This window comes from Segniliparus rotundus DSM 44985 (genome assembly GCF_000092825.1).
Lineage (GTDB): Bacteria > Actinomycetota > Actinomycetes > Mycobacteriales > Mycobacteriaceae > Segniliparus > Segniliparus rotundus.
The window spans coordinates 646,292-665,422 of sequence record NC_014168.1 but is presented as its reverse complement, the minus strand read 5'-3'; the positions used below and the strand labels follow the sequence as shown (position 1 = coordinate 665,422).

The 19,131-nt window shown below is 68.2% G+C and carries 14 protein-coding genes and 1 pseudogene; 12 read left to right on the top strand and 3 right to left on the bottom strand.

What is annotated here, in order from left to right:
- The first annotated feature begins 94 nt into the window (after positions 1-94).
- The 5 genes from SROT_RS03425 to SROT_RS03405 all read left to right on the top strand — a co-directional run bounded on the left by SROT_RS03425 (position 95) and on the right by SROT_RS03405 (position 5,498).
- Entirely contained in the window at positions 95-544 is a 450-nt protein-coding gene (locus SROT_RS03425) for a hypothetical protein (RefSeq protein ID WP_013137618.1), read from the top strand.
- Positions 545-803: 259 nt separating this feature from the next.
- Complete coding sequence (locus SROT_RS03420; protein WP_013137617.1) at positions 804-1,151, top strand: hypothetical protein; 348 nt, start codon at positions 804-806, stop codon at positions 1,149-1,151.
- A gap of 32 nt (positions 1,152-1,183) precedes the next feature.
- Positions 1,184-2,026, top strand: a complete 843-nt coding sequence (locus tag SROT_RS03415; RefSeq protein WP_245535350.1) for a hypothetical protein — start codon at positions 1,184-1,186, stop codon at positions 2,024-2,026.
- Positions 2,023-5,013, top strand: a complete 2,991-nt coding sequence (locus SROT_RS03410; protein WP_013137615.1) for a hypothetical protein — start codon at positions 2,023-2,025, stop codon at positions 5,011-5,013. The genes SROT_RS03415 and SROT_RS03410 overlap by 4 nt, the downstream gene beginning before the upstream one ends.
- A gap of 17 nt (positions 5,014-5,030) precedes the next feature.
- Complete coding sequence (locus tag SROT_RS03405; RefSeq protein ID WP_013137614.1) at positions 5,031-5,498, top strand: hypothetical protein; 468 nt, start codon at positions 5,031-5,033, stop codon at positions 5,496-5,498.
- An 85-nt stretch (positions 5,499-5,583) separates the two neighbouring features.
- Here SROT_RS03405 and SROT_RS03400 read toward each other — a convergent pair whose 3' ends face one another.
- Positions 5,584-8,019 carry an AAA family ATPase gene (locus SROT_RS03400; protein ID WP_013137613.1) on the bottom strand — a complete coding sequence of 812 codons (2,436 nt, stop codon included), beginning with the start codon at positions 8,017-8,019 and terminating at the stop codon, positions 5,584-5,586.
- Positions 8,016-9,146, bottom strand: a complete 1,131-nt coding sequence (locus SROT_RS03395) for a metallophosphoesterase family protein (protein WP_013137612.1) — start codon at positions 9,144-9,146, stop codon at positions 8,016-8,018. The genes SROT_RS03400 and SROT_RS03395 overlap by 4 nt, the downstream gene beginning before the upstream one ends.
- Before the next feature lie 125 nt (positions 9,147-9,271).
- Between SROT_RS03395 and SROT_RS03390 the strand changes: the two genes are divergently transcribed.
- From SROT_RS03390 to SROT_RS03375, 4 genes are all read left to right on the top strand, one after another.
- Complete coding sequence (locus tag SROT_RS03390; RefSeq protein ID WP_013137611.1) at positions 9,272-10,801, top strand: CoA-acylating methylmalonate-semialdehyde dehydrogenase; 1,530 nt, start codon at positions 9,272-9,274, stop codon at positions 10,799-10,801.
- 16 nt (positions 10,802-10,817) lie between these two features.
- Entirely contained in the window at positions 10,818-11,720 is a 903-nt protein-coding gene (gene mmsB, locus SROT_RS03385) for a 3-hydroxyisobutyrate dehydrogenase (protein WP_013137610.1), read from the top strand.
- Positions 11,717-12,784 carry a CaiB/BaiF CoA transferase family protein gene (locus SROT_RS03380; RefSeq protein ID WP_013137609.1) on the top strand — a complete coding sequence of 356 codons (1,068 nt, stop codon included), beginning with the start codon at positions 11,717-11,719 and terminating at the stop codon, positions 12,782-12,784. The genes mmsB and SROT_RS03380 overlap by 4 nt, the downstream gene beginning before the upstream one ends.
- A gap of 92 nt (positions 12,785-12,876) precedes the next feature.
- Positions 12,877-13,554, top strand: coding sequence for a sensor domain-containing protein (locus tag SROT_RS03375; RefSeq protein WP_013137608.1), 678 nt, complete (start codon positions 12,877-12,879; stop codon positions 13,552-13,554).
- Between the two features lie 6 nt (positions 13,555-13,560).
- On the opposite strand, the pseudogene uvrB reads toward SROT_RS03375, so the two are convergent.
- Positions 13,561-15,594: pseudogene (gene uvrB / locus SROT_RS03370) on the bottom strand (excinuclease ABC subunit UvrB); the annotation flags it as partial.
- Positions 15,595-15,761: 167 nt separating this feature from the next.
- Between uvrB and SROT_RS03365 the strand changes: the two are divergent.
- From SROT_RS03365 to SROT_RS03355, 3 genes are all read left to right on the top strand, one after another.
- Positions 15,762-16,637: a class I SAM-dependent methyltransferase gene (locus SROT_RS03365; RefSeq protein ID WP_013137606.1), complete on the top strand. Its 876-nt coding sequence runs from the start codon at positions 15,762-15,764 to the stop codon at positions 16,635-16,637.
- Between the two features lie 129 nt (positions 16,638-16,766).
- Positions 16,767-17,993 carry an MFS transporter gene (locus SROT_RS03360; RefSeq protein ID WP_013137605.1) on the top strand — a complete coding sequence of 409 codons (1,227 nt, stop codon included), beginning with the start codon at positions 16,767-16,769 and terminating at the stop codon, positions 17,991-17,993.
- Positions 17,994-18,411: 418 nt separating this feature from the next.
- Positions 18,412-18,951 carry a LysM peptidoglycan-binding domain-containing protein gene (locus SROT_RS03355; protein WP_013137604.1) on the top strand — a complete coding sequence of 180 codons (540 nt, stop codon included), beginning with the start codon at positions 18,412-18,414 and terminating at the stop codon, positions 18,949-18,951.
- Positions 18,952-19,131: the final 180 nt, after the last annotated feature.

Here is a 19,131-nt window from a genome sequence, read left to right as displayed (position 1 = left end):
CGGAAATTCTGCCTCTCGGAAATGCTCTGTCCGCGGCCGCTCGACGCTCCTGCGCTCGGAGCACGGACACCGGGGCGAAAAAAGGGGGCGGGCTGTGGAGCAGGGTTGGGAATTGGCCGGGGCGAAAGCCGCGATCCTCGGCCGGAAAGTCACCGGGGTGCAGATCGGCGACTCGACAGACGATCTTGTTCTTCTGACCGATCGAGGGCCGGTTCGGCACGCGTTGTCCGACGGTCAGTGCTGCCCGAGCGTTATCGAAAGCATCACCGGGGTCCGTGCCCTGTTGGACGGCGGGCCGGTGGTCGACGTGGAGATTGCTCAGGAAGACCTGTCCGGAGGCAACGGGTACTGGTGCGACCGCACGCGAATCACGTTCATCACCGAGGACAGCGGCCATGCGCGACAGCGGACTGTGGTCACCGCGGACAACAGTCGCCTCGGAGTCACGGTCATGGCGCTCGATCCGCACGAGGCGGTGTTCGCCGAACGGCGCTTCATAGAAGTCGCCGGCGACTATCAGAAGGCGCCGTGGCACGAGGCCTGAGCGCGTGTGGCCCGCTGTGCAGAACGACAAGCGTTCCTTGAGGCAATTTTCCTGCGGCAGCAGACTCGGTCAGCCGAGTCCGCTGCCGGGCATTCCCGGCTCCCTGTGGTGCGGGAGCGGGAAAGACGCCACAATGGAAGGCCGGGTCCGCACAGGACGCGAAGCGCTCGGCGCGTCGGGGCGCTGGAGATCGAGGGAACCGAAACCGACGCCAGCGCGTCTAAGATAAAAGCGGACCGAGACGAAAGGGGAACGGATCATGACGATTCCGTCCGGCAAAGGCGCCGACGGCGAGCATTTCGCCTTCGACGCCGACCAGGCCGCCGCCGCAGGGAACACGATCGACGCGCTCGCGGAACGCATCCGGGAACTGCCCCGGCTGGCGCAGGCGCAGAGCGGAACCCCGAATCTCGGCTCGGACCGGGTGAGCAAAGCCATCGCGGACGTCATCGCCGCGCAGAACGACCTCATCACCGCTGGGGCGGCGCACCTTTCGGAGAGGCTGCAACGCGCGGCGGGCAATTTCGCTTTCTCCGCCACAACGGTTCGTGAAACCGAGTCCACCAGCGCCACATCGCTGACGGCGCTGCCGACAACGCAAGCGTAGTGCTCATTTCGACGAGGACGGCGGGCACGAACGTGAGCGAACCGACTGAGGAAGCCTCCGCATGGATGTCCCAGCTCAGCCCGGCGACGCTGGAGCTGGCGTACGAGCTGTTAGAACGCCAACAGCGCCGCCATGAGTTCCTCGGCAGCCTGCACCGCCGCCGCGTCGTGCTCGCGACCCCGGACAACGCGGTGCGCTTGGAGACCAACTACTTGTTGCTCCCCCAGAGCGTGGGCCTGCGCGATCACAACGCCTTCGCGCCGTACGTGACCCACGCGCTGCGCCTCACCGCGATGCGGGCGAGGCTGATCGTCGCCGAGGAGGAAGAGGCCAGCGGAAACGGGCTCGGCGAGGCGGCCCCGTTCTTTCCAACGGCGCCCGAGGAAAATTCGCCCCTCGACCCTGGGGCGTTCCCGGCAGAGATGGCGGAGAACACGGCGAACCCCGAGTTCGCCGAAGAGTTCCGCGCGTATGTCCGCGCTGGTTTCTCCGCCGCGCCCCCGGCCCGACCTGTCAGGCGGCCGACGTTGTCCCTGAACTTCGACACGCCGAGGGGCGAGATCGGGGTGACGGTGGACCGGGTCGGCCTGCCGACGCACATTTTCTCGCGCCTGCAGAAACAGCACTCGGAGAGCATCCTGTGGATGGCGCACGAAGGCGCGCGGCGAATGCTCCAGCGCCTGCGCGATGAGACACAGGAACTGCGCAAAAGCACGTACGAACTCGCCGACGTCGCGGCAGGGGCTCCGAAATTCGCGGACCTCGACCCGCAGCCCGAGTTGGCGGGCCCGAACTTCACCGACGAGTACGAGCAGGAACGGCACGGCAGGTTCGTCGCGTCCCTGCGGGAGCTGCAGGAGGAGTCAGAAGCATGACCACCATAGGAAGCCAATTCGACCAGTTGGCGGCGCTCATCATCGGCAAGAACAAAATCGAAGTGGAATGGAGCTTCTTCGCGCAGCTCCAGCAAAGCCGGGGCGGGCTGCCGCAGGCTGTGAACCAGGCCCTCGACGGCGTGAACTCGGTCAACAGCGGTTCCGCGCAATGGTGGTCCGGCACATCGCACGACGCGGCCTCGGACATGCTCACCAGCGTCGTCAGCGGGGACGACACGTCGCTTTCCAAATTCTCCGACCAGTTGGCGCAACAGAACGCGCAGAACCAGCACCTCGGCGAGCTGGTCGGTCAGGCGAAGGACGACATGCACCGGATCGTCCTGAGCGCGTACGACCAGATCGGACAGCTCGGCGCGAGCGGAGCCTCTGGAACCGGCGGCTACGGGCCGCAAGCGATGTCGGTCATCGACAACGCGAAGAAAGCTGTGGACGACGTGGTCCTGGTGTTGCTCGGGCAGATCCGAGGCGCGCGCGACTCCGCTCAGGAGACGGCGAACCGCTTCACAAGCGGCAAGACCGGCGGCAAAGAAGCCGAGGGCCATGAGCAGGCCCACGACGACCTCCTGGCTCAGGGGAACCAGCTCAAGATCGCCGCGCCAGAGGCCGGCCACAACAAAGACGGCTCCGCCGCGGCCGACACCAAGGACAACGACGGCCGCGCCGTCGCCGCGACCGCGCACGCCAACGGCAAGACAGCAACAGCCGTCGAGGGCAAGGACAAAGACCGCGACCTCGTCGCCGGCGCCAAGCACGACAACGGCGCTCAAGCACCGAACGCCTCCGTGTCCAAGGACAAGAAGGACGCCAACACCGAACCCGACAGCTCGAAGACCACGAGCACGACGAAGCCGGACGGGACCCCGCAGACCAACGACGAAGCCCTCGCAGCGGCTCGGGGCAGCGACGAGCCAGACAAAGCAGGCGGCGAGCCCCGCGCCGACACTGGAGGCAGCAGGAGCGACGGCCCGAGCTACTTCGGCGGCGGCAACGGGGGCGCTGGCCTCCCCGGCGGCCCAGGCGGCGGGGGGCCAGGAGGCGGGGGCGGCTTCGGCGGCGACCACGGAGGCTTCGGCGGGGGGCCAGGAAACGGTCCAGGCGGCTTCGGCGGCGACCACGGGCAGGGCAACCAGGGCTCCCAAGTGCAGACCCCTGCGGACAACCGGGGCCAAAACACGCTTTTCCACACCACACCGAGCGCCTGGGACCACACCGCGAACCCGACCGGCGCGATAGGAGAAACGCACGCGAACCCGACATCCGGACCGCTGACCGCTCCGCAGAGTTCGACTTCCCTGTCGACCAACCCGCAAAGCGGCGCCACGAACAGCAGCAACACCCCGAACAGCGGCAACCCGGCACAGCCCAACAGCGCAGAAGCCCGGCAGTCGCCCCACGCGCCGCAGGGGGGCAGCCCATTGGCAGGCACGCCCGCAGGCGCCCAAGGGCCGCTGGGCCAGCTCGCCAACGCCGCGACGCAAGCGGCGGGCCCGATCGGCAACATCGCGGGCACGGCGGCAAGCATTGGCGGCAACATCGCGGGCGCAGCGACCTCGCTCGGCCAAACCGCAGCGCCGCCTGTCTCTTCGGCTCCCGGCACGGGCGGACCAGGCTTCCCCGGTTCCGAGTTCAAACCTGCTCCGGGCAATGTCACTTCGACGAACTTCGCAGGAAGCTCCGGCGTCGGCGCGCCGACCCCTCCCCCGCCGCCGCAGCACCAGGCTCCTCCGCCACCGCTGCCCCAGGCTCCTCCGCCGAACGCGCCCCTGCCGCCGAACTCGGCCGCGCCCCCTGCGGCCGCGCCGATGCAGAACTCGGGCGGCGCGCCGACAAGCCCGATGAGCAGCGCCTACCCGATGACTCCTTACAGCGGGGGCGGCCAGGCCGCTCCGTCCGGCGGCCGAAACCACCGAAGCGGCGGCCCTGCCCCGTGGCGGGCGGACTCGCGCCACAGTGGGCCGAACACGATCAATCCGCTCAATAGCAACCACCCCAACCAAGACGCGATCGACGCGATCACCCGCCTGCTCCGGTATGTCCTGGGCTCTGACTGGTCCGCTCGCGAGGGCTATCCGCCTGGCGTCAGACCGGCGTACGCCATCGCCGCGCACGCCGACCACGATGAGATCGTGCACTTCTTCTTCTTCACCAACCAAGGCCGAGGATGGGTGCCTCCGGGCGTCGTCGTGCCGGGGTCTGTTCGGCTCGGCTGGGAAACGGTGCCTGCGACTGGACGGGGCGCGATCCTCGGCCGCAGCGACCCCGGCCTGCAGGCGCTGCGCCACTTCGAGGCCATGTCGGCGGAGCACATCGCCAGCGGGCGGCGTTACCGGCTGATCGCCGTCGCCACAAGCATGGAGGTCCATGACGAGCTGAACACGGGCGTCCTCCGGGCGAACGACAACATCGTCGGCGACGCCGCGCTCGCAGCCGAGCCGAGGTTTGTCGATCCGGCGACCTGCACGGGCAGCAAGCCGGCCGAGGACACGCCGGACCTGTTGCACCGGTTGCAGACCGTCGCGCCGGAGGCGCACAAGCGCCTCTGTGCCTTGCTCGCCGAAAAAGCGGACGTCTCCCAGCTCGCCATGGATCTGGCCATCGACACAGTCGAGGCTTCGTTCGCGTACGACCGGCCCGCGTTCTTGGACGTCGTCGGCGCGCTCAAACGCAACGAGCCAGTCACAGACAGCATGGTCGAGGCCTTGCGCGACGACGTCCTGGCCGCTGTGGCGAGCGCGGAGATCGAGCGGAACCAGCAAGAGAGCAAGCCGCTGGCGGACCAGAAACTCGTGAAGTACGCGAGCGACCACACAAGGATCTCCGCAGGGGTGGCCCTTTTGGCCCTTTTGGAAGGCGATGAAGAGTCCGTGCTCGACATCGCGTACGAGCATTACGCGACCAACGCCCGACCGGACAAGATCATCCGCTTCATCGACCGGGTCGCCCCAAGCGAACCTGCCACCTCGTAGCCAGTATGCTGTCGTCTATGCCACACATCCTCACGAAGGCGGCGCTCATCGCTTCGCTCGCCATGGGCGGCGCGCTCGTCCCTGCGGGGGCAGACCCGGTCGCGCCGACCGGCCCGTGCCCGATCATGCTCAAGGCGGTGGACGATAGCGCCGCGGCGCTCAAACCATTCCGCCAGCGGATCGACGTCGACGGGTGGAGCTACGACGACCCCGGCATGGAATACCTCGCGGACGGAGTCTGGACCAAGATCCGCAAAGCGCGCGACACTGTGGCCTACCTCCCGGACAACGGCTTCCCGCAGTGGTGGACGAACCTCGCCCACCGCTATGTGAGCAGATCCAGCGCGTTGGCGGAGACCATCCGCATCCGCGCGATGCCCGACCTCGACCGTGAGGACATCTACTTCTATCTCGCGAAATACGACGACGTCGCGACCGATGTCGTGGGCGTCTGCACGAGCCCCGACCCAGAGGCGAACTTCTAGCCTCTGCGTTCGCGGAATTTTCCGCCGCCGCCCCGAGGGGAACCATCTGGCGGACCATCGCCTTCTCGCCCCCCGTGCCCCATCGTCAGGATTTTCCTGACAACCGCACTGTGGCTCCCACACCGGCGAACCGGTCTGGATAACAGGTCAACACGATCACTTGGCCTGTGGCCGCGGCTAGTGTTTCTCGCATCTTCGCCAAACGGCTCGGGTCGCTGTGGCCGAGCGCGTCGTCGATGACGACCGGCGCGCCCGCAAGCGGGTCGACCAAGTTCGCGCACGCGAGCCGCACCAACATACCGAGCTGCTCTTTGGCTCCTTCGGAAAGCGAATCGAAGTCAACGGTCACCCCATCGAGGGTGCGGGTCTCGACGCGCAACTGCCCATCGAGCTGCACCGCGAAGGAGTCGCCGAAAACCGACCTGCCGAGCTTGTTGATGGCCTGCTCCAAAGGAGCGGCGTAGCGGCTCTGCGCGGCGTCACGGCGCGCGGACACGGTCTCCCACAGCAATTTCGCGGCGCGGGCACGTTCTGAAACGCGCTCCAGTTCTTCTTGCGCGTGCGCCAACTGCGTGCTCGCCGCGTCGCACGCCTCCTGATGGCCCGACCGGGCGCCGACCGAGAGCCGACCCGCGGCTTGCGCGATGTCCTCACGGACCGAATCGAAACGACTGGCCAACGCCGCGTCCGCGCGCTCGGCGGCCGCAACTGCGCCGCGAGCCGACTCCAGGTCGGCCTCGGCCGCTCGTGCCCGGAGCTCGGCGAGGGCGTTGCGCCCTTGCTCGGCCGAAGCCGCACATCGCAGCACGCGCTCCTTGAGCGCCTCGTCGCACTCATGCTCCCGGGCCTGGCCAAGCCGCTCCGCGGCCTTCTCCAACTCAGCCTTCGCCGTGGACTCGCGCGCTTGGACCTCGCGGGCTTTCGCCTGGAGCCATTCCTGCGCCTCAGCCTCCGCGTCGGGGGCGCCCGCGAGCTCGGCGCGCAGGGAGCGAACTTGTTCTTCGACCTCCTCGTGCGTTCGGGGGCCGAGCAACGCGGTCAGCGCCAGGGTGCGCTGTTCCAGCTCCGCGTGCAGCGCCGCCCGTTCCGCGAGGCGCTGCTCCACCTCGGCGGCAGTCGCAGAGCCCGCCCGCGCCAACGCTGCGGCCAGAGCCTCCCTGGCCTGCTGAAGCCGAACCTGAACGCCCTCCCCTTGGGCGCCGGGGGCGATCCGCAGGGTGAGCACGTCGGGCACCGTGAGGATCAGCGTGTCCAACACGGCCCGGCGCAGCGAAGATCCAGCGGCGGCTTCGACTTGTTCGTCGTTGATGCGAACCTGCTGCGGCGCATGGAAATCAATGTCGACGGCAGCAGAGGCGGCGAGCGCCTGCGCCTCCGCGACTTCCGCTTGCCGCGCCGCTTCCTGGGCTTTCTTCGCGAGCTGCGGGTCGATCGCGCTGACAAGCGCCGACTTCGCCCGCTGCTGCGCTTTCGCCGCGTGGGATGCTTGCTCGGCCAAGTCTTGCAAACGGGCCAGCTCTGCTTGTGCGCGTGCGCGCTGCGCCGTCCGGTCGGCGACCATGCTCTTGGCGGTGGCGGCGAAACCTTCGACAAGGCGCTCCCCCTGCGCCACGAGGTCGCGCAGTGCGCGCACGCGCTCCTCATGCTCGATGATGAGCCGCTCGCGTTCTGCTTGTGCTTGCGCCGCGGCCTGGGCTTGGGCCTCGGCGAGCGCGGCGCGCTGAGCGGCGAGGTCGGATTCTGTTGCCAGCCCGCGTGCGGCCTCACAGCGCTCACGGGCGCGCGCGAGCGCCTGGGCCGCTTCTTCCCGCTCCGCCGACAATTCCTTGAGCTGGGCGGACAACGCCTCATGGCGCGCGACGTCGGCTTCGACGGACTCCAGCGCCGCGCGCGCCTCAACCTGCCGGGCCTGCGCTGCGGCGGCGTGCTCCTGGGCCGCGCGCAGCTCGCCAGTCGGCTTGCCGCCGGGGGTGAAGTACCGGCGCAGCTCGGCCTCGATCTTCGCGAGCAGCGTCGTCTCTGTGCCGGAGAGCGTCACCGGACCCGCCGCCGCGTCCAGGGCCTTGAGCAGCGCCGGGCAGCCGTCGACCTCCACTTGCCCGCGCGCGGTCTGCAGCATGCGCAATGCTTTCCACAGGGCGAGGTCCACCGTCGAGCCGAGCATGGACTGCGCCCGCTCGTGCGCGGCCTCCCCGGTGAGCTGTTCCCGTTTGGGCGCGAGGACGGTGAGCACCGTTGACGGCTTCTTCAGCCACTGCTTCGCGTACACGAAGCGGTACGGGCCGCTCTGCACCTCGGCTTCCACGAACGGAGCGGCGTCCGCGCCTTTGGGGGCGATGGCGCGCAGTTGTTTGGTCTTGGAGGAGTCTTTGACTTCGAACAGCAGGTCCAATGCCTCGACCATGGAGGACTTCCCGGCCTCGTTCGGACCCTCGACCACAGTCGCGCCCTGCGCGGCGAAGACGACCTCGCGATGGCGCACGCCCCGGTAATGGGACAGCACGAGCCGGTGCAGCCTCATTGCGCCACGCCCCCGCCGACCGGGCTGTTATCTGCTGCGCTCAACCGTAAGAGCAGGCCCAACGCCCGCGCTGCGTCCCCTTGCCCTGCGCGGGCCTGCTCGACGAGCTCGGCAACCGCCTCGCCGACGAAACCGCTGAAACCGGAGAACTCCTCGTCGTCGGGAACTGTCGCCAGCTCGGTGTGGCGCCGCCAGAGTTGCACACTGGCGAACAGCCTGCTGTGCCGCGAGAGGACTTCGTCCAGATCGGCGCGTTGCGCGACCGAGAGCGCGCCGCGCAACGCCAGCCGCAGGACGGTGCTGTCCTTGTCCGCGATTTCCGACAACGCGCTGTCGAGCGACGCGATGTCCGCAGCCCCGTTCACGTCGTGTCGCTGCGTGCAAAAACGCCATCGGGCCACCCGCCTCGGCGTGACGTCCGCCCGATCCCCGTCGAGTTCGACCACCAGGACCGCGCCGGAGTCCGTCTCGACATCGTCGAAGTTGGTCGGCTCCGGGCTGCCCGAGTACCAGACGCGGTCCGTCACGCGGGTCGTGGAATGCCGGTCGCCGAGCGCCACATACTGCACGGGGGCCCGCTCCAGGTCCGCCAACCGCATCACGCCCGGAGCGTCCAAGTCGGGTGAGAGCGCGTCGACCGCGCCGTGGGCGACGAGCACCCGCAGAACGTCCCCGCCCAGCCCGTCGGCCTGGGCGAGCGCCGCCAGCGCGGGCGGGGACTCGGGCCGTTTGCCGCGCCACGGCGCGGCGAGGAGCTCGACTCCGGGGCGCACCTCGCGCGAGGAGTCGAGCACGACCACGTTCGGCGGGCATTCGGCCTGGAATTGCGCGCTGGTGTAGAGAGAACCGGCGCAGAGCGGGTCGTGGTTGCCGGGCAGCAGGTAGAAATCGACCTGTGCTTGACGCATCGCCTCCAAGGCGCGGCTGAGCGTCATCGGCGCGAGTTGGTTGCTTTCGAAGACGTCGCCGCACACCACGACGAACTCGCAGCCCTCTCCGACTGCGAGCTCGCCGATGGCGCGGATCGTCGCGAGCCGCGCCGCCGTGTACCGAGATTGCGCCTCTTCGTCCAGGAAATGCCTGGTCATGCCGAGCTGCCAATCTGCAGTGTGCACGAAACGGACCATGCGGACATGCTACGGCGGCCGACCGACAGCATGTGGCAGGCTGGACACGAGCTGAGGTATGACGCCGTGACAGCGCCCGGCGGAGGGCGCGTAGGATCCTTGCACGGATATATGAGGAGCAACAGGTGAGCACTATCAGAGAGCTGGGACACTTCGTCGACGGCAAGTCTGTCGAAGGCGCCTCTGGCCACTTCGGCCAGGTCTACGACCCGAACACCGGCGCGGTGCAAGCACGGGTGGCCCTGGCCGACCAGGCGGAGACCGAGGCCGCCATCGCCTCGGCGCAGGCGGCGCAGCCGGGATGGGCCGCGTGGAACCCACAGCGCCGGGCTCGGGTGCTGCTGAAATTCCTGCAGCTCATCGAGTCCGAACGGGACGAGCTCGCCAAACTGCTCTCCAGCGAGCACGGCAAAACTCTCGCGGACGCGCAGGGCGACATCCAACGCGGCCTTGAGGTGGTGGAGTTCGCCGCGGGGATACCGCATCTGCTCAAAGGCGAGTTCACCGGCTCGGCGGGGACGGGCATCGACACGCATTCGCTGCGCCAGCCGCTCGGCGTGGTGGCCGGGATCAGCCCGTTCAACTTCCCCGCGATGGTCCCGCTGTGGCAGTTGGCCCCGTCGATCGCGTGCGGCAACGCCTTCGTGCTCAAACCCTCCGAGCGAGACCCCTCGGTGCCCTTGCGGATCGCGGAGCTCTTCCTGGAAGCGGGCCTGCCGCCCGGAGTGCTCAATGTGGTCAACGGCGCGCACACAGCAGTGAACACCCTGCTCGCCGACCCGCGTGTGGCAGCTGTGGGCTTCGTGGGCTCCACTCCGGTCGCCGAGCACGTCTACCAGACGGCGAGCGCGGGCGGCAAACGGGCGCAATGCTTCGGCGGCGCGAAGAACCACATGGTCATCATGCCGGACGCGGACCTCGACGCAGCAGTGGAAGCGCTGCTCGGCGCGGGGTACGGCAGCGCCGGGGAGCGGTGCATGGCGATTTCGGTGGCGGTGCCGGTCGGCAAGGCGACGGGCGACGCGCTCGTCGCCAAGCTCCTTGAGCGCGCCAAAAGCCTCAAAGTCGGCCACAGCTTCGACGAGAGCGCTGACTACGGCCCGCTCATCGGCCCGGACGCGCTCGAGAGGGTGCGCGGCTACATCGACGTCGGCGTCCAGGAAGGCGCGCAACTGGTGCTCGACGGCCGAGGCCTGTCGTTGGCCGGGCACGAGAACGGGTTCTTCCTCGGACCCTGCCTGTTCGACCATGTGACCGCGCAGATGCGCATCTACCGGGAAGAGATCTTCGGCCCGGTGCTGTCGGTGGTCCGCGTGGACGACTACGAGAGCGCCTTGCGCCTGCCGAGCGAGCACGAGTTCGGCAACGGCGTGTCGATCTTCACGCGCAGCGGCGACGTCGCCAGAGATTTCACCGACCGGGTCCAAGTCGGCATGGTCGGGGTCAATGTGGCGATTCCGGTGCCGGTGTCCTACCACGTCTTCGGCGGTTGGAAACGCTCCGGGTTCGGCGACCTCGGACAGCACGGCCCGGACTCGATCCGGTTCAACACGAAGACGAAGACCGTGACCTCGCGCTGGTCCGAGGGAGGGGGAGCCGCCGCCCGGACCGGCGGGCCCGCTGCGTCGAGCTTCGTCATCCCCACCATGCAGTGAGCGAAGGAGCACACCCATGAGCACCGCCGTCGCCTTCATCGGCTTAGGGCAAATGGGCGGACCGATGTCCGCCAACCTGGTGAAAGCAGGATTCGACGTCGTCGGCTACGACCTCTCGCCAGACGCCCTGCGACAGGCCGAAAAGGCCGGAGTCGCCATCGCGCCCGATATCCCGACGGCGGTGGCAGGAGCCGAATTCGTCGTGAGCATGCTTCCCACTGGGCAGCATGTGCTCGACGTCTACGCAGATCCGGCGTTCTTCACCGCGACCAGACCGGACACCTTGTTCATCGACAGCTCCACCATCGCCGTCGACCAGGCCCGCCAGGCGGCGGAACTCGCCCAAGCCGCAGGGCGCGCTGCGATCGACGCCCCTGTTTCGGGCGGCGTCTTCGGGGCGCAGAACGCCACCCTCACCTTTATGGCAGGCGGCGACGAGGCGGACGTCGCCCGGGCCAAGGGACTGTTGGAAGGCATGGGCAAGCGCGTCGTGCATTGCGGCGGCCACGGCAGCGGGCAGGCGGCGAAGATCTGCAACAACATGGCGCTGGGCATCTCGATGGTCTCGATCTGCGAGGCGTTCGTCCTCGCGGAAAAACTCGGCCTGGACCCGCAGGTGTTCTACGAGGTCGCGTCGACCTCGTCCGCGCAGTGCTGGGCGCTGACCACGAACTGCCCCATTCCCGGGCCGGTGCCGGCGAGCCCCGCGAACCGGGACTACCAGGGGGGGTTCGCGACCGCCCTCATCGCGAAAGATTTGGCGTTGGCGGCAGACGCCGCCGACTCGGTCGGCACGGCCACCGAATTCGGGCGCCTCGCCGCGCAGTATTTCCGCCAGCACGCCGACAACGGCTCAGGGAAATTGGACTTCTCGTCGCTGCTGCTGGCGCTTCGGGAACAAGCAAAGAGCGCGACATGAGCCAAGGCCCCCTCACCGGAGTCCGTGTTCTGGAGTTCGCGGGCATCGGCCCCGGCCCGCACGCGGCATTGTTGTTGGCGAACCTGGGCGCGGACGTGGTGCGGGTGCAGCGGCCGGGTTACCTGTTGCCAGACCAACAGCTGCGCGGCCGCCAGATCGTGCTCGCCGACCTGCGCGAGGACGATCAGCTCGCCAAAGTCAAAGGCCTGGTCGAACGCGCCGACGTGCTCATCGAGGGATTCCGTCCCGGCGTGATGGAACGCAACGGCCTCGGCCCCGAGGAATGCGCGGCGCTCAACCCGAAGCTCGTGTACGGCCGGATCACCGGCTGGGGCCAGGACGGGCCCCTCGCCGCCCGGGCGGGCCACGATCTCAACTATTTGAGCCTGACCGGCGTGCTCCATGCCATCGGTCCGGCCGAGGCCCCGCCGCCGCCCCCGCTGAACATGGTCGCGGACTTCGGCGGCGGATCGATGTTCCTCGTCCTCGGAATCTTGGCGGCCCTTGTGGAACGCGAGCGCTCCGGCCGGGGGCAGACCATCGACGCCGCCATGGTCGACGGGGTGAACGCCTTGTCGCACCTGATCTGGGCGCTGCGGTCGGTGGGGTTTTGGAACGACGGGCGCCAGAACAACTTCCTCGACGGAGCCGCCCCGTATTACCGCACCTACACCACCTCGGACGGGAAATATTTCGCGGTCGGGGCGATCGAGCCGCAGTTCTACGCCGAGCTGCTCGCAAAGCTGGGGCTGGCGGGCAAGGACATCCCCGAACAAGGCGACCAGGATGGCTGGCCGCAGCTGCACACAACGTTCGAGGAAGTCTTCCGGACCAAGACCAGGGACGAATGGGCCGCTGTTTTCGAGGGCTCCGACGCGTGCGCGACTCCCGTGCTGACCTTCGAGGAAGCCTCGCGCCACCCGCACATGGCAGCGCGCGGCAATCTGGTGGAGCTTGCGGAGGGCGTCCTGCCGCAGGCGGCGCCCCGGTTCTCCAGGACGCCGGGCGCGCTGGCCGGGCCGCCGCCGCAAGAGCCGAGCGACGCCGATCAGATCTGGCGCTGAGCGGGCGCGCGGCCCTGGGCAGAGGCCTGCCCCGGACGCCGCAGGACCCCTGTGCGCTGGACAGCAGCTGAGCGCGGTGCGACGATAAGGCCATGGTCTCCCTCTGGCGCGTCTGCGTCTTCGCCATCGCCGCAGCTGCGCTGCCCGCCCCTGCGAGCTGGAGCGATCCGCCGTTGTTCGCGGCGGAGAAAGTCGACACGCTCCTGTTCAGCGTCGCCGAACTCAATGACATCACTGCCAAGCTGCGCCCAGGCCAAACAAACGTCTTCCGCGGCGACGGGCCCACGCAGGAGAAAAAATTGGACGCGTCGTCCCAGCACAATGGCGCCGTTCCCCCAGGGGCGTGGACCGCGTACCTTTCGGCGACATACGAAGGGCAGCTCAACGCCGCGCCGGCGCCGGACGGCGCGAGCGCCGACAGCGGCGGCGACGGCAACGACGACACTGCCGAACAGGCGGCGGCGGACGAGATCACAGCCCTGAAGAACCATGTCACTGTGGGGCTGAACGCGACGGTGTACTCAGACGAAGCCAGCGCCGGGCAAGCTTTCGCCGCGCTCCGCGCGCAGACCAACGCGGACGATGCCGTCCCCGACGCCGCGCAATGGCAGACCAGCTTCTCTTTCCCGCCTCGTGGCGGCAACACGCCTGTCTTCCATGAGGCCCGCCGAGGCGGGAACGTCGTCTTTGAGGTCTCCTCGACCATGAGCAACGGAGCCGAGTACGTCACCGCGCTCGCGGATCGCATGGCGCAGCACGAGCAGGGGTGAGTTCGGCTATGTGACGCCTGCCGCGTCCATGCCCTTGAGCTCTTTCTTGTATTCCGCCAACTCGTCGCGCAACCGGGCCGCGAGTTCGAAGCGCAGTTCGCGCGCGGCGGAGAGCATCTGCTCGTTCAATTCGTCGATGAGCGCGACCAGCTCGGTCCTCGGCGTGGTCCCCGCCGAGGTTTTTTTCTTCGAGGGCTTCTGCGGCGCCTTCGCGCTTTTCGCGTCGGCGGTGTCCTCGGACTCCTCGTAGACCCGGTCGAGGATGTCGGCGATCTTCTTGCGCAGCGGACGGGGGTCGATGCCGTTCTCCGTGTTGTAGGCGATCTGTTTCGCGCGGCGGCGTTCCGTCTCGTCTATGGCGTTGCGCATGGAGTCGGTGATCGTGTCCGCGTACATGTGCACCTCGCCGCTGACGTTGCGGGCGGCGCGGCCGATGGTCTGGATGAGGCTGGTGGTGGAGCGCAAGAAGCCTTCCTTGTCCGCGTCGAGGATGCAGACCAGAGAAACTTCGGGCAGGTCGAGGCCTTCGCGCAGCAGGTTGATGCCGACCAGCACGTCGTACTCGCCTTGGCGCAACTCTCGCAAAAGCTCGACCCGGCGCAGCGTGTCGATGTCCGAGTGCAGGTAGCGTACCCGTATCCCCAGCTCGAGGAGATAATCCGTGAGGTCTTCGGCCATCTTCTTGGTCAGCGTCGTGACCAGCACCCGTTCGTCTCGTTCGGCGCGCTGGCGGATCTCGTGCACCAAGTCGTCGATCTGCCCCTTGGTGGGCTTGACGACGATCTTGGGGTCGACCAGGCCGGTCGGGCGGATGACCTGCTCCACGAACTCGCCCCCCGCCTGGCCCAGCTCGTACGGTCCGGGGGTCGCCGACAAGTACACGGTCTGACCGACGCGTTCGGAGAACTCTTCCCAGGTCAACGGCCGGTTGTCCACTGCGGAGGGCAATCGGAAGCCGTACTCGACAAGATTGCGTTTGCGCGCCATGTCCCCCTCGAACATCGCGCCGATCTGGGGCACGGTGACATGGGACTCGTCGATGACCGTGAGGAAATCCTCGGGGAAGTAGTCCAACAGCGTCGCCGGGGCGGTGCCGGGGCCTCGGCCGTCCATGTGCCGCGAGTAGTTCTCAATGCCGGAGCAAAAGCCGACTTGCTGGATCATCTCCAGGTCGTACTCCGTGCGCATGCGCAGCCGTTGCGCCTCCAGCAGCTTGCCCTGCGCCTCCAAAACCGCCAGGCGCTCTGCGAGCTCCTGGCGGATCGCCTCCATCACCTGCGCCATCCGCCCCTCGCCGGTGATGTAGTGCGTCGCGGGGAAGATCCGCACCTGGTCCACGTTGGCCACCACGTCGCCGGTGAGCTTGTTGAGGTAGGCCAAACCGTCGATCTCGTCGCCGAAGAACTCGACTCGCACGGCCAGCTCCTCGTAGGCCGGGATGATCTCCACGGTGTCGCCGCGCACACGGAACGTGCCGCGGGTGAACGCCACGTCGTTGCGGTCGTACTGCATGTCGACCAGCAGGCGCAGCAGTTTGTCGCGGCCCGCCTCTTGGCCTTTGGTCAACAGCACGGATCGGTCAAGGTAGGACTGCGGCGAGCCAAGGCCGTAAATGCAGCTCACCGAGGCGACGACGACCACGTCCCGGCGTGAGAGGAGGTTGCGGGTGGCCGAGTGGCGCAGCCGCTCCACATTGTCGTTGACCGAGGAGTCTTTCTCGATGTAGGTGTCCGTCTGCGCGATGTACGCCTCGGGTTGGTAGTAGTCGTAATAGGAGACGAAGTACTCGACGGCGTTTTTGGGCAGCATCTCGCGCAACTCGTTGGCCAGCTGCGCGGCGAGCGTCTTGTTCGGAGCCATGACCAGGGTGGGGCGTTGCAGGCGCTCGATGAGCCACGCCGTGGTCGCCGACTTGCCGGTGCCGGTGGCCCCCAACAGCACGACGTCGCGCTCCCCCGCCTCGATCCGGCGCTGCAGCTCCGCGATCGCGGCGGGCTGGTCCCCCGCGGGCTGGTGCTCGCTCACCACCTCGAAAGGCTGCTGGAGGCGGCGGACTTCGGCGAGCATGCCCGGCGGCACCGCGCCCAACGGGTGGTCGTGCTCGTCCATCTCTCTCGCGAAAGCCATATCCCCAGAGTAGCGAGCGGGTCCGACAATCTGCCCGCGCAGCGGCGCTGTGGCCGCCCGCCCGGGCCTAGGATGGGCGCATGAGCGACGGAACAGCCATGCGCATCGCGGCGGGGCCCATGATCGTCGTCGCGGCCGAACAGCACGAACCGCGTCCGCTCCTGCGTGACGAGGCCGCTCCCCTGATGTTGTCGGAGGCCGTGCGGCGGGCGCTGGGCATGCGGTTGGCGCGCTGGCTCGTGCGCAACGCGAGCGAGCGGCAGATCCCCGGCATATGGGGCTGGACGCTCTGCCGCAAACGGTACGCGGACGACGCGGCCGAACGGGCGTTCGCGGCCGGAGCGCGAGCGGTGGTGCAGCTCGGCGCGGGCTTGGACACCCTCGCGCACCGAGTCGGCTCCCTCGCCTCGGCCAAAGTCTACGAGGTGGACCTCCCCGGTGTCGTCGCGCTCAAACGAACCGCGCTCATCCGGGCCTTCGGCGCAGTCCCCGAGCACATCGTCTTTGTGCCGCTCGATGTGGCCGAGGACAGCCTCGGCGGGGAGCTGGTCGAGGCCGACTGGGCGCCGCAGACGAAAACCCTGTTCCTGTGGGAGGGCGGCACACAATATTTGTCCCGCGACGCAGTCGAGAGAACGCTCGACTTCCTGGGCTGCGCGCGCGCAGGCAGCCTTGTGGCGCTCACCTACGTCCGGGGCGATTTCCTGTCAGGCCGGGAGTCGTACGGGGCCGGGGGTTTCCACCGCAAGAACGTCCGGCAGAAGCAGCTCTGGAAGACCGGTTTCGAGCCGGAAGAGATCGCCGGGGCGCTCGCGCGGCGCGGCTGGCGGATCGTCGAGGACGTCGGCTCCCAGGAGCTCGCCGCGCGCTATGTCGCGCCCAGCGGTCGAAAACTGCCGCTCACCGGGCTTGAGCGGTGGGCGCTGGCGGAAAAAACCTCCCTGCCCGGACTATGACAGCGCTCACCCTTTCCCATCGCGGCGGCGCGCTCACCACCGTTTATGCCGCGCGGGCATGACGCGCCGCGTTCTGGCGCATTTCCCTTCCCGGCCCAGGTCGCGAAAAATAGCAGGCGAGGAGGCAGTATGACCGCATTGCACACGACAGAGGGCGCGCAGGCGCACGCCTGCGGCTCGGCGGGATATCGGGGCGTCACCCTGGCGCTGTTCGCCGCCGGGCTCACCACCTTTATGTCGATGTACGCCACCCAAGCTTTGCTCCCGGCGCTTTCCAGGTCGTTTCGCGTCACGCCCGCCACTGCGGCGCTCTCCGTGTCGCTCACGACCGGCTTCCTCGCGTTGGCGTTGATCCCCGCGGGCGTGCTCTCGGAGCGTTTCGGCCGCACTCGCGTCATGGCCGCCTCCGCGGCCCTGTCCTCGGCGATCGGGCTCCTGCTGCCGTTGAGCCCGACGATGGGCGTCCTGCTGTGCGGGCGGGCGTTGCAAGGGGTGGCCCTGGCGGGAGTGCCCGCCGTCGCGATGGCGTATCTCGCCGAGGAGGTCCACAGCGGCTCGCTCAGCCGCGCGATGGGCCGCTATGTCGCGGGCACGTCCCTGGGCGGTTTGGCCGGCCGGATCATCCCGTCCTGCGCCCTCGACGTCGTGTCGTGGCGGATCGCGATGGAAACCGCCAGCGCGGCAGCGCTCGTGCTCACCGTCCTCTTCATCCGCTCATTGCCGCCATCACGATTCTTCCGCCCAGCGCCGCTCGGGCTCGCAGCCCTGTTCAGGAGCCTTGGCGGGCATCTGCGCGATCCTTCGCTCGGGTGCCTGTTCGCCTTGGGCTTCCTCCTCATGGGCGGATTCGTCACCGTGTACAACTACCTGGGCTACCGGCTCACCTCGGCGCCGTTCTGCTTGTCTGAGACGGTCGTCGGTTTGGTTTTCGTCCTCTACCTCGCGGGCACGTTCGCCTCGGCGCAGGCGGGCAGGCTCGCCGACCGGGTCGGCCGAGCGAAAACTCTCGCCTGGGCCGCTGTCGTCACCGCGGCGGGGCTTGCGATCACGCTGCCCGATTCCCTGTGGGCAGTGCTGTTGGGCATGTTGCTGTTCACGGCGGGCTTCTTCGCGGCCCACTCCACGGCCAGCGGGTGGGTCAGCCGGATCGCGACCCAGAACCGGGCTGGGGCATCGTCGTTGTACCTTTTCGCCTATTACATGGGCAGCGCGCTCGCCGGCGGGTTCGGCGGCTTCGCGTACAGCCGCTTCGGCTGGGACGGGGTCGCCGGGTTCGTCGGAGTGTTCCTGGTGGTGGGGTTCGCGCTGATTTTTTGTCTCACCCGCAGAGCGCGCTCGGGGGTGCGCGCTCTGTGACGCTGTTCGATCACCTCGGCAAGGACCGAGACTTCGGACATGGCGGGAACAGCGCACCGGAGCAGCCCCCGCCAGAAGCTGGCGGGAAAGCGCCGCCAGGAGCGGGGCATCCGCCCGTGCGCGCCGTGCGCCTGACCGGGCGCGGGAAGCACCGCGAGCAACGACATGACGCCTCTTTCCCCACAACTCACCACCATTTCTCCACGTCGCTGTGCCGCCACGTCGCTGTGCCGCCATGCCGCTGTGCCCGCGGCCGCGTGGCGCCCCTTCTCCAATAAGACGTAATCCGCCGCGCATCGGTTCCATCTGCCGAGCAGGAGCCCCGCGAAAGCAAGACAGCGCGAGGCGGCCCTACCGCCGCCCAGCCAATTCTGGTAGCTTCGCCTTCGCCGGTGTAACAACCATCGAAAGGTGCATCATGGCAAATCTGCAAGCAGGCCAGTCCCTCACCAAGGGACAGGTCCTTTCCTCCGACAACGGCGCGTACACGCTGACCCTGCAGGACGACGGGAACCTCGTCCTCTCCGAGGGATCCAACGCGGTCTGGTCCAGCAAGACCCAGGGCCAAGGCGTCATCCGGCTCGACGTGCAGACCGACGGCAACGTCGTGCTGTACACCGGGGACCACGACCCGAAGTGGGCGACGAAGACCAAGGGCGACGTGCACCTTGCGCTCCAAGACGACCGCAATCTCGTCGTGTACGGCGCTGACGGTTCCGCGCTGTGGAACTCGGGCACCGCGACGGACGCCCCGCCGCCAGCAGCCCCCTCCGCCGACGAGGAGCCTGCCGCTCCCGAGCCGCAGACCTACGTCGTCGCGGGAGGGGACACCCTTTCCGCCATCGCGCAGAAGTTCTATGGCGACGCGAACCTCTACCCCAAGATCGCCGAGGCCAACGGCATCGCCAATCCCGACCTCATCAACGTCGGGCAAGAGCTCACGATTCCAGCCCTCTGAGCTGGACGCTCCAGGGCGGCGCCAGCACACCCGGCGCTCGCCGCCCGTGATTTCACGTGAGGCCCCGCAGGCTCGCCTGCGGGGCCTCACGTGATTCGGGGAACTCCATCTGCCCTCGGTTCGTTCTTCAGGTGAGCCGGCGCGTCCGCTCCGGCTCACCGCGACACCCGGCACGGCAAG